This window comes from Azospirillum sp. TSO35-2 (assembly GCF_003116095.1).
Lineage (GTDB): Bacteria > Pseudomonadota > Alphaproteobacteria > Azospirillales > Azospirillaceae > Azospirillum.
Map to the genome: position 1 here is coordinate 757,680 of NZ_LGRA01000018.1, position 11,059 is coordinate 768,738.

General features: G+C 70.8%; 9 protein-coding genes. 3 read left to right on the plus strand and 6 right to left on the minus strand.

Going from position 1 to position 11,059, the window contains the following annotated elements; translation table 11 throughout:
• Positions 1-119: 119 nt before the first annotated feature.
• From TSO352_RS14375 to TSO352_RS14385, 3 genes are all read left to right on the plus strand, one after another.
• Entirely contained in the window at positions 120-1,958 is a 1,839-nt protein-coding gene (locus TSO352_RS14375) for a hypothetical protein (RefSeq protein WP_247872103.1), read from the plus strand.
• A gap of 142 nt (positions 1,959-2,100) precedes the next feature.
• Positions 2,101-3,063, plus strand: a complete 963-nt coding sequence (locus tag TSO352_RS14380) for a hypothetical protein (RefSeq protein ID WP_109107985.1) — start codon at positions 2,101-2,103, stop codon at positions 3,061-3,063.
• Between the two features lie 142 nt (positions 3,064-3,205).
• Positions 3,206-3,841 (plus strand): LysE family transporter, encoded by a 636-nt coding sequence (locus tag TSO352_RS14385; RefSeq protein ID WP_109107986.1) that lies wholly within the window; start codon positions 3,206-3,208, stop codon positions 3,839-3,841.
• Positions 3,842-3,859: 18 nt separating this feature from the next.
• Here the strand turns inward: TSO352_RS14385 and TSO352_RS14390 are convergent, their stop codons facing one another.
• The 6 genes from TSO352_RS14390 to TSO352_RS14415 all read right to left on the minus strand — a co-directional run bounded on the left by TSO352_RS14390 (position 3,860) and on the right by TSO352_RS14415 (position 10,861).
• Complete coding sequence (locus tag TSO352_RS14390) at positions 3,860-5,302, minus strand: aldehyde dehydrogenase family protein (protein WP_109107987.1); 1,443 nt, start codon at positions 5,300-5,302, stop codon at positions 3,860-3,862.
• 187 nt (positions 5,303-5,489) lie between these two features.
• Positions 5,490-7,094, minus strand: a complete 1,605-nt coding sequence (locus tag TSO352_RS14395; protein ID WP_109107988.1) for a 5-guanidino-2-oxopentanoate decarboxylase — start codon at positions 7,092-7,094, stop codon at positions 5,490-5,492.
• Entirely contained in the window at positions 7,091-8,146 is a 1,056-nt protein-coding gene (speB, locus tag TSO352_RS14400; protein ID WP_109107989.1) for an agmatinase, read from the minus strand. The genes TSO352_RS14395 and speB overlap by 4 nt, the downstream gene beginning before the upstream one ends.
• A gap of 23 nt (positions 8,147-8,169) precedes the next feature.
• The gene (locus tag TSO352_RS14405; protein WP_109107990.1) at positions 8,170-8,976 is read right to left on the minus strand and encodes an ABC transporter permease; all 807 of its coding nucleotides are present in this window, start codon (positions 8,974-8,976) and stop codon (positions 8,170-8,172) included.
• Positions 8,973-9,827: an ABC transporter permease gene (locus TSO352_RS14410; protein ID WP_109107991.1), complete on the minus strand. Its 855-nt coding sequence runs from the start codon at positions 9,825-9,827 to the stop codon at positions 8,973-8,975. Before TSO352_RS14410 ends, TSO352_RS14405 begins: the two co-directional genes overlap by 4 nt.
• Positions 9,824-10,861, minus strand: coding sequence for an ABC transporter ATP-binding protein (locus TSO352_RS14415; protein ID WP_109107992.1), 1,038 nt, complete (start codon positions 10,859-10,861; stop codon positions 9,824-9,826). Before TSO352_RS14415 ends, TSO352_RS14410 begins: the two co-directional genes overlap by 4 nt.
• Between the last annotated feature and the right edge of the window lie 198 nt (positions 10,862-11,059).

Here is an 11,059-nt window from a genome sequence, read left to right on the forward strand (position 1 = left end):
ATAGGATGAGTTGCCGCCCCGGATAACCGGAGCCATCGGCAGCGCCCCTTGCGGTCCGGATCCCACCCTTCCACAAAGCGGTCATCGACGTGGCCATTGGTCGTTCTGCGGCATCGCGGTTGTTCAAACGTCTGTCCCGGCTGGCGCTCTGCGCCCTGCTGTCGGCCGGCGGCCCGGCCGTGGCGGTGGCCCAGGTGCTGCATTCCGCCGAGCTGCTGGCGCCGGATCTTCCCCGCGTGGTCGCACCGCCCACCCACCCCGGCAACGCCCTGCCTTCACACACCCAGCCGCCCGCCACCCAGCCCCCCACCGCGCTGTCCGCCTGCGCGGATGGCGAGCCGGCCGGCCAGGCTGTTCTCGACGCCGTCTTCGGCGGTGACGCGGCGTTCGCCGAACTGGCCCGCCGCTCGCCGGCCGACGCCTTCCGCTGCTCCGCCCTGTTCCCGGGCGACGCTGCCCTGGCGGCGCTGCGCGACGCCGTGCCCGCCGCTCCGTTCGACGCCGTCAGCGTTGCCGACCAGCTCTCCGGCCGTCCCGGTGGCGCCGACATCCTCGGCAAGGCGCTGGACGTCGCACTGCTGACGCGCGCGCTCGACACCGGCCTGCCCTTCTACGAAACCCGGCACGAGCTGCGCAAACGGCTGCCCAAGCCGGACCTGCGGGCGCTGGAGGTTCATGCGTCGAAGGCGCTGGCCGCCTCCTTCGCGCGGGACCCGGCCGCGCTGGCGCCGAAGATCGGCGCGCTGATCGACGACATGGTGGACGATCCCCTGGTCGACCGGTTCCGCATCACGCTCGCGCTGTCCTCCGAAGACCTGTTCGAACTGATCGCGCGGATCGGGCCGCAGCTCTACACCTCGTCGCTCGACGGCCTCGTCAGCATCCTGCAGATCCAGTTGAAGCAGGAACGGCGCGGCTTCATCGATCTGGCGCGCAGCCCGCGAACCCAGGCGCGGTGGGCCGATTTCTTCGTCGCCATCGTCGGCGGCGGCCGGGGCGGCAGCCTGTTCGGCACCAACGCGACAAGCGCCCGCGAGCTGATGAGGGAAAGCATCCGGGCGTTGCTGGCGCCCGGCGGCGCGCCGGAGCCGGCGGTCGCCATCGGCGCCCTCGCCGATGCGATGGACACCGAGTCCCACCCGGTCCGTGCGGCGCTGGAGGATGAGCTGGCGGCGTGGTACCGGACCGCCGGCGACCCGTCGGCCAAGCTGATGACCGGGCTCGCCGGCAGCCTGCACGCGATGCGCCTGTCCGGCCGGCCGGCAACCGCCGCCTTCACGGCCGAGCGTTTCGCCGAGCGTCATTCCCTGGCGGCGCTGCCGGCGCTGACCGGACAGCGCCTGTTCCAGAACGGCATCAACGTGCAGCGGATGACCTTCTACGACGATCCCGACGGCCGGGCGTCGTTCCGCGGTTTCCTGCGGCAGCACCGGGCGATGGGCTGGGCGCTGCACAACAACGCCGGCTTCCTCGTCGCCGTCAGCCCGGAACGGCGGGGGCGCCGCATCGTCATCGTCGCCGACGTCCCCGGCGAAGGCGATCGCGGACGGGCGGCCGCGTGGGAATGGCTGGCCCGCGAAGGGCTGTCGCCGTCCATCGTCATCCATCGCGGGCACAGCTACCACGAGGACGGGACGATGTCGGAGATCGCGCCGGCGACGGCGCTGGTGTTCTGGGGGTCCTGCGGCGGCCACACCCGGCTGCGCGCCACGCTCGATCGCGCGCCGGACGCGCTGGTGCTCGCGACGCAGAACATCGGCGTGTCGACCGTCAACGAGGCGCTGCTCGGCATCATGGAAGAGCGGCTTCTGACCGACGGGACGCTCGACTGGAACGCGGTGTGGACCGACGCGCACCGCCGCATCCATGACCGGCGCTTCGCGTCCTACAAGCGTCCGGACCAGGATTCCACCAACATCGCGCTCCGGGCTTGGCGGGTTCAGCACACGCTGGAGTGACAGGAGGCGTGAACGCCGCCGGGTTCGATGGATGCCGTGGCCGGTCTCGAAACGCTGTGATTCCGCTCGGTGTGTCGTTACTTTCCCGGAGCCGTCCATTCCGCGGAAGGTTGGCCGTCGCATCGCGCAAGGACGTCCTTTTATGGTTCCGATCACCGTCTCCTTGCCGCAGAAACTCGAGGATCTTGCGCCGAGTTGGACATCCCGTGTCCTGTCGTTCACGCCGACATCGGGCTGGCCGGCCTTCAACCCAAGCATCTGGTGGAACGGGAACGACATCACGGTGTGTATCCGTTCGGCGAATTATCGCCTGGGTCATCGCTCGCTGCCGTCCGAGATGCTTCCGTCTCCCGGCGACCTGTCCCCTCCGCACGAAACCGATTTCCGAACGCTGAATTACATCGGCAGCCTTTCCGAAGGGCTGGAGTGGCGGCAGACCCCGACGCCGGTTGTCCTGCCGGACGGTGTCGGCGATCCGGCTTGGCGTGATCGTATCGAAGACTGCCGGTTGCTGATGATCGACGGAGCGCTGGGCGCGGTTGCCTCGATCTACGACCGGCCGCAGAACAAAGCCTTCATGTGCTTCATGAGAATCGGGGGCGACGGCAAGATACTCGGCATTCTTCCCCTTGTCTCACCGATGGATTGGGCGTGGGAAAAGAATTGGATGCCGGTCGTCCGGGGAAGGACGCTTCATCTGATCTATTCATGCCGCCCGTCGATTGTGATATCGCTCGATTTCACCAAGAACACGATGTCGACCTGGCAAGCCGGTTCCGGCCCCGAAGACTTGCAGGGGTGGTCCGGGTCATCGCAGGGCTGCGACATCGACGGATCGGCGCTCTGTGTCGTCCATCGCAAGGAGCGTGTCGATGACCGGCTGCGCTACAGCCATCGCTTCGTCATGTTTGATCGGGACCTGCGGATCTGCGCCATGTCCAAGCCGTTCATTTTCCAACAGGACGGCGTCGAGTTCTGTGCCGGCATGACCCGTGTTCGCGACCGCCTGTTCTTGAGCTACGGGGTGGCTGACACGGTGGCGATGATCGGGACGATGTCCGTCGATGAGGCCCTGGCCAGCCTGACCCCGCACACGCCGGCGTAGGCCGCCGGCGTCCGCCCCGGCTCCGTTCTTTTTCGGAAAGCATGGCTGCACTTCGTCCGAGACGGCTTGTCGAGGCTTCCGGTGCCATGGTCCTGTGGGGGCGTCCGATTGTCGCCCCTGCTCGCTATCGAGGATACCGGCCATGACGTGGCAGACGCTCGCCTTCTTCTTCGCCACCGCCTTCGTCATCTCGATGACGCCGGGGCCGAACATGCTGCTGGCGATGAGCCTGGGCCTGCGCTTCGGTGCGCGCCGGGCCGCCTGGGGCGGTGCCGGCATGTGCGCGGCGCTGGCGCTGATGGCGGCGCTGTCGGCCTTCGGGCTGGGCGCCCTGCTCTCCACCTCGGTGCTGGCGTTCGAGATCGTGCGCTGGGCCGGCGTCGCCTACCTGACCTGGCTCGGCATCGCCGCATGGCGGGCGCCGGTCGAACCGGCGGGGGAACGCGACGGCGCCGCTGCCCCGTCGGCCCAGGGCACGCCCGGCCGCCTGTTCCTGCGCGGCGCGCTGGTCGCCTTCAGCAACCCCAAGGCGCTGGTCTTCATGGGCGCCCTGTTCCCGCAGTTCATCGACGCCGCCGCGCCGCTGGCGCCGCAACTGATGGCGCTGGTCGCCACCATGGTGGTGATCGAGTTCGGCTGGATCATGGCCTACGCCACCGGCGGCGACCGTCTGGCGAGCAAGCTGACCAGCGTCGCCGCGGCGAAGTCGCTGAACCGGCTGACCGGCGGGTTGATGATCGGCGCCGGCGGGCTGCTGGCGCTCGCCCGCCGGGTGTAACGGCCGGCGTGTCGTCCCTCAGCCGCGCTTCGGCCGGACGACGTGCTTGATTTCCTGGAAGGCGGCCAGCCCCCAGGGGCCGAGTTCGCGGCCGATGCCGCTGCGGCGGTAGCCGCCCCAGGACGCCTCGACGAACACCATCTGCGGGCAGTCAATCCAGGCGACGCCGACCTCCAGCGCCTCGGCCACCCGCTCGGCGCGGGCGTCGTCGCCGCTGATCACGGTGCCGACCAGCCCGAAGTCGCTGTCGTTGGCCAGCCGGACCGCCTCGGCCTCATCCTCGAAGGGGTGGACCGCCAGCACCGGGCCGAAGACCTCCTCGCGCCACAGCGCGCTGTCCAGCCGGACGTCGGTGAAGATCGTCGGCTCGACGAACCAACCCTCGCCCCTACCCTGCGGGATGCCGCCGCCGGTGACCAGCGTGGCGCCGTCGGCCTTGGCCCGCTCGATGACGGACAGCACCTTGCGGTGCTGCGCCGCGGTGGTCAGCGGTCCCATTTCCGTCGCCGGATCCAGGCCGGGGCCGACCTTCAGCGCACGGGCGCGGGCGACCAACCGGTCGAGCAGCGGCCGGTAGGCCGACCGCTCCACCAGCAGCCGGCCGGTGGCCGAACACATCTGGCCGGCGTTGGTGAACAGACCCGACACCACCAGATCGGCGGCGTGGTCGAGGTCGGCGTCGGCGAAGACCAGGATGGCCGACTTGCCGCCCAGCTCCAGCGCCACCCGCTTGGTGCCATGGGCGGCGGTCTCCATCACCCGCTCGCCCACCGCGTTCGACCCGGTGAAGGAGATCTTGGCGACACCGGGGTGGGCGCAGAGCGGCGCGCCGACCGCCTCGCCGCTGCCGGGCAGGATGTTCAGCACGCCGGCCGGCAGCCCGACCGCCTCGGCGATGGCGCCCAGTTCGAGGTCGAGCGGGGCGGTGAATTCCGACGGCTTCAGCACCACGGTGCAGCCGGCGGCGAGCGCCGGCGCCAGCTTCCACGCCGAGGTGACCAGCGGGAAGTTCCACGGCGTGATCAGCGCGGCGACGCCGGCCGGCTCGCGCCGCAGACGGGCCTCGAAGCCGGGGTTGGCCAGCGGCACGGGCGCGTCCTGCTGCGCGTCGAGGGCACGGGCGAGGCCGGCGTAATAGGCATAGGTGCCGGCGGCGTCCTCCAGATCGACCCGCGCCTCGGCCAGCGGCTTGCCGTTGATGCGCGACGACAGGCGGGCAAGCTCCTCGGCACGGTCGCCGAGGGCGGCGGCGATGGCGTCGAGCAGGCGGGCGCGCTCGGCCGACGGGGTGCGCGCCCAGGACGGGAAGGCGGTCCGCGCCGCTGCGACCGCGGCGTCGACGTCGTCCGGGCCGGCGGCGGCGACCCGGTGGATCTCCTGCCCGGTGGAGGGATCATAGACCGGCAGCGTGCCGCCCGAGCCGGCGGTCCAGCGTCCGTCGATGAAGAGTTGGTCACGCATGCTGGCTGTCCTTTTTTTCTTTCCCTCTCCCGCCCCGGGAGAGGGAGGGGACCCGCCGCGAAGCGGTGGGGAGGGTGAGGGGTTGTCCGCCGTGCGGCGTGGGATTCTTGCCTTGCCCCTCACCCGGCGCCTTCGGCGCCACCCTCTCCCGGGGCGGGAGAGGGATTCAAGGCGCTGCTCCTGGGCATCAAACCGCGAAACCGATGCGCTCGTCGATCTCGATCAGCGTCGGCACGCCGCGGTCGGCCGCTTCGCCGAGCGCCCGACGCAAGGCGTCGGCGCTGTCGACCCGCTCGGCGGCGCAGCCGAAGCCGCGGGCGATGGTGACGAAGTCCGGCACCGTCAGGTCGACGCCGATCGGCTCGATCCCGGCCTCGACCATATAGCCGCGGATCTCGCCGTAGCCGCCGTTGTTCCACAGCAGCACGACGACCGGCGCCCCGGCCTCCACCGCCGCCGCGAGTTCGGTCAGGGTGAACAACACCCCGCCGTCGCCGACCAGCGCCACCACCGGCCGCCCGGGCGCGGCGATCTTGGCGCCGATGGCCGCCGGCAGGCCGTAGCCGAGCGTGCCGTAGCCGGTGCTGGCGTTGAAGAAGGAGCGTGCCGCCGCCGGCCGGTAGAACTGGTTGGCGGCGTAGACCGGCTGCGTCGAATCGCCGACGACGATGGCGCCCGGCAGCGCCGCGTCGACAGCCTCCATCACGGCGCGGTGCGGCGCGATCCAGCGTGGCAACTGGCGGTCCATCGCCGCCCGCAGATCCGCGGCGCGCGCCTCGCCCTCCCCCGCCGGCCCGGCGCCATCCAGCGCGCCCAGCAGCGCTGACAGCGCCAGACGGGCATCGGCCAGCATCGGCACGGTGGCGCGGAACTGGCGGACCAGCTGTTCGGGGTCGAGGTCGATGCGGATCAGGGCGCCGTCGATCGCCAGCGGCACCGGTCCGGGGTAATGCTCGGTCTCGCCGAACTCGGTGCCGACCGCCAGCACGACGTCGCTGTCGCGCAGCGCGGCGCGCAACGGCTCGGCCGCCATGTTCTCGCCCGCCGCCAGCGGATGGCCGGGCGGGATCAGCCCCTTGGCGTTGATGGTGTTGACGATGGGCATCCCGAGCCGTTCGGCCAGGGCCAGGGCGACGTCGCCCGCCCCAACCGCGCCGCCGCCCAGCACCAGCAGCGGCGTGCGGGCATTGCGCAGCAGATCCGCCGCCCGGTCAACCGCCGCCGGATCCGGGGCGGGCCGGCCGGGCAGCGGCCAGGGCGCGGCGCTCAGGTCGCCGGCCGGCATGGCGATGACGTCGACCGGGATTTCCAGATGGACCGGGCGCGGCCGGGCGCCGGCGAACAGCGCGAAGGCGCGGGCGAGCGCTTCCGGCAGTTGCGACGGGTGCAGGATGGTCTGGCTGAAGGCCGCCACCCCGGCCGCCATGGCGCGTTGGCTTGGCAGCTCGTGCAGGCGGCCCTGGCCGGTGCCGAGATGGGCCAGCCGGTTGACACTGGAGATCACCAGCATCGGGATGCTGTCGGCGTAGGCCTGCCCCATCGCCGTCAGGATGTTGGTCAGCCCCGGCCCGGTGATGGTGAAGCAGACGCCGGGCTTGCCGGTGACCCGGGCGTAGCCGTCGGCCATGAAGCCGGCGCCCTGCTCGTGCCGGGGCGTGACGTGGCGGATGGCGGTGGCCGGCAAGCCCCGGTACAGCTCGACATTGTGGACGCCGGGGATGCCGAACACCGTGTCCACCCCATAGGCCTCCAGCAGCCGGGGCAGCAGCTCGCCGACCGTGATGCCGGTCATGACCCGCGCCGCCGGGTCAGCGCGTCGGAGGCCAGGCACAGGATCTGGAACAGCATCTGCGCGCCGGCCTGGGCGGTGTTGGTGGTCGCGTCGTACTGCGGCGCCACCTCCATCACGTCGCCGCCGATGACGTCGATGCCGCGCAGGCCGCGCAGCAGTTCCAGCGCCTCGCGCGTCGTCAGGCCGCCGATCTCCGGTGTGCCGGTGCCGGGGGCGAAGGCCGGATCCAGCCCGTCGACGTCGAAGCTGACATAGACCGGCCCGTCGCCGACGACGCGGCGCGCCGTCTCGATCGCCGCGGCGATGCCCTTCTGCTGGACCTCCTCGGCGTGGATCACCGTCATGCCGCTGTCGTAGGAGAATTCCCACAGGAACTCGGCGTTGCCGCGGATGCCGATCTGCACCGTCCGCTCGGGGTCGAGCACGCCGTCGAGCACCGCCTGGCGGAACGGGCCGCCATGGTGGAACTTGGCGCCCTCATACTCGCCGCTGGTGTCGCAATGGGCGTCGATGTGGACCATGCCGACCGGCTGGTCGCGGCCGAGCGCCCGCAGGATCGAATAGGTGATGGAATGGTCGCCGCCCACCGTCAGCGGGATGACGCCGGCGTCCTTCACCTTGCTGTAGAAGGCGAACAGGTCGGCGTGGCACTGCTCCAGGCTGAAGCGGCTGGAGAAGGGCACGTCGCCGATGTCGGCCAGCTTGCAGTCGGCCGACGGCACCATGCGCAGCGCGTGTTCGTAGGGGCCGATGCGCTCCACCGCGCGGACGGCGCGCGGGCCGAGGCGGGCGCCGGCCCGGTTGGTGACGCCCAGATCCATCGGCGCGCCGATCAGCGCGATCTCCAGCCCGCCGAAATCCGCCAGATCGGCCGCGTCGGGCCGGTAGGGGGCGTCGAGCAGCGTGGCGGCGTTGGCGTAGGGCAGCGCCCGCTTGTCGCCGTCGGTGAACATCATGCCGGCGACCTGGGCGAACTGCGGGTCGAAGATGTCGCCGCCGGCCGCGTTGCCGTAACGGTCGCGCAGGCGCTGGAGCTTGGTGGCATCGAACATGGGAACTGGGTCTCCTGTCGGCATCAGTGCGTGCTGTCCTCGGCGGACCACGCACCGAGCAGCTTGGGAAGGTCGCCGAAGCGGGCGATCAGGCCGAAGACGAGCGCGGCGACGGCGACGAACAGCACGGCGATGGCCGCCATGGTCGGGGTGTAGCCGTAGCGCAGCGCGTTGAAGATCTTGACCGGCAGCGTCTCCATGGTGAAGCCGACGGTCATGTAGGTGATGATGTATTCGTTGAGCGACAGCACGAAGGCGAAGGCGAAGCCGGAGATCACGTAGGGCCGGATCAGCGGCGCCACGACGGTGCGCAGCACGGTGCGGTCGTCGGCGCCCATGGTGGCCGCCGCCTCCACCAGCGTCGGGTCGATGGCGGAGAAGCCCAGCGTCACCGTCACCAGCGGCAGGGTGACGAAAAAGATGCCGTGGCTGACCACCACGGTCCACGCCTCGCCGTAGAAGCCGGTCGAGGTCCAGAAGCCGAGGAAGCCCAGCGCGGTGATGACCGGCGGCAGGATGAAGGGCATCAGCCCCAGCGCGTGGACCAGCTTCGCCCACGGCGCCCGGAAGCGCCACAGGAACCACGCCAGCGGGAAGGCGACCAGCACCGCCAGGGAGGCGGACAGCGTGGCGACGATCAGGCTGGACTCCAGCGCCGCGCGCCAGCCGCTGTCGGCGAAGATCTCCGCGTACCACGCCAGCGAGAAGCCCTGCGGCGGGAAGGTCAGCGACTTCTTGGCGTTGATCGACACGCCGGCGACGACCACCAGCGGCAGCGCCAGGAACAGCGCCACGGCCGACAGGAACAGACGGTTCAGGAAGGCGCTCATGCCGCATGCTCCTTCTTGCCGACCAGCAGGGAGAGGCCGACCAGACCCAGGCTGACCAGCACCAGGAACACCGCCATCGCCGCGGCGAAGGGCATGTTGGCCTGGAACAGCGCCTGGTCGGTGATCAGGACCGACAGCGTCCAGTGCTGCGGCCGGCCCAGCAGTTGCGGCAGCAGGTAGCAGCCGAGCGCGAAGACGAAGACCATGATCAGCGTCGCCACGATGGTGTTGCGCAGCGCCGGCACCACCACGGTGAAGAAGCTCTTCACCGGCGAGGCGCCCAGCGTCCGCGATGCCTCCATCAGCGTCGGGTCGAGCCGGGACAGCGCCGGGTAGAGCACCAGCACCGTGTAGGGGAAGGCTTGGTAGACGATGCCGGTCAGCACCGCCCCCAGGCCGGGCGCCAGCGAGGTCGGCGTGTCCATCAGCCCGACGGCGACCAGCAGGTTGGAGATGCCGGCGTTGGCCGACAGCAGCGTCGACCAGGCGAAGCCGATGATGACCTCCGACAGCGACAGCACCGACAGCAGGAAGACCAGCCACACCACCTGCACCCGGCGGCGCAGCCGGGTCAGGATGTAGGTGAAGGGAAAGGCCAGCAGCAGCGACAGCACGGCGACGCCGGCGGCCAGCAGCATCGAGAAGCTCAGCACCCGGCCGAAGAAGACCGACAGGAAGCGGGCGTAGTTCGACCAGACGAAGGCCGGTTCGTAGAATCCGCCCTCGATCCGCTGGAAGAAGGACACCGCGATCATCAGCCCGAAGGGCACGGCGAAGAACAGCAGCAGCATCGCCGCCGGGAAGGCGATGGGACCGTAATCGAGGATCCGGCGGGGCGGCTCGCGCGTCATTGGTCGAGCACCACGCAGGCGGCGGCCGGCAGCTCGACCCCCACCATCTGGCCCGGATGGACGTCGGGCCGGTCCTGCGGGGTGGCCACGGCGATCAGCTCGCGGCCGGCGACGTCGATGCGCAGCTCCACCTGGGCGCCGAGGTCGCGGATGAAGGACACGGTGCCGGGCAGCCGGTTCGGGCCGGCGGCGTCGCGGTGGACGCGCAACTCCTCCGGCCGGACCGAGATGGTCGCCTCGCCGGCCGGCGGCAGGCCGGGCAGCGCCAGCGTGCCGCCCTCCACCGCCAGCCCGCCGGCGGCGACATGGCCGCGCAGCAGGTTGGTCATGCCGATGAAGTCGGCGACGAAGCTGTCGGCCGGCCGGCGGTAGACCTCGACCGGCGGGGCGGCCTGGCGGACGCGGCCCTGCGACATCACCACGACCAGATCGGCCATGGTCATCGCCTCGCGCTGGTCGTGGGTGACGACGATGGTGGTGATGCCCAGCCGCTCCTGCAACAGCTTCAGCTCGATCTGCATCGCCTCGCGCAGCTTGGCGTCGAGCGCGGAGAGCGGCTCGTCGAGCAGGAACAGCTTGGGCGACAGGGCAAGGGCGCGAGCGATGGCGATGCGCTGGCGCTGGCCGCCGGACAGCTGCGAGACGGCGCGGTCGGCGACCCCGGGCAACCGGACCAGTTGCAGCAGCCGGTCGACCTCGCGGCCCTGCTCGGCCTTGGTGACGCCGCGGATGCGCAGCGGGTAGGCGATGTTCTCGCCCACCGTCAGGTGCGGGAACAGGGCCAGCGACTGGAACACCATGCCGAAATTGCGCTGGTGCGCCGGCTTGTGGGTGATGTCGGTGCCGTCGAGCAGGATGCGGCCCTCGGTCGGGCTGTCGAGCCCGGCGACCATTCGCAGCAGCGTGGTCTTGCCGCAGCCGGAGGGGCCGAGCAGGCAGACGAACTTGCCGTGCGGGATGGTCAGGTCGGTCCGCTGCAAGGCGGTGAAGGAGCCGTAACGCTTGACGAGGCCGTCGAGGGCGAGACCGGACATGGGCGGGCGTCCTCAGCTTGAGGGAATGCGGGAGGTGCGGGCGTGATGCCCCCTCCCTAACCCTCCCCCGCCTTTGGCGGTGGAGGGGACTGCCGCGGCATCGCGAACTCTCCCCTCTCCCGCGCCAGCTCTCGCACAAAGCTTTGCTTTGTGCTGACGCGACAGGCGGACCATAGGTCCGCTGAGAGCGGGGGAGGG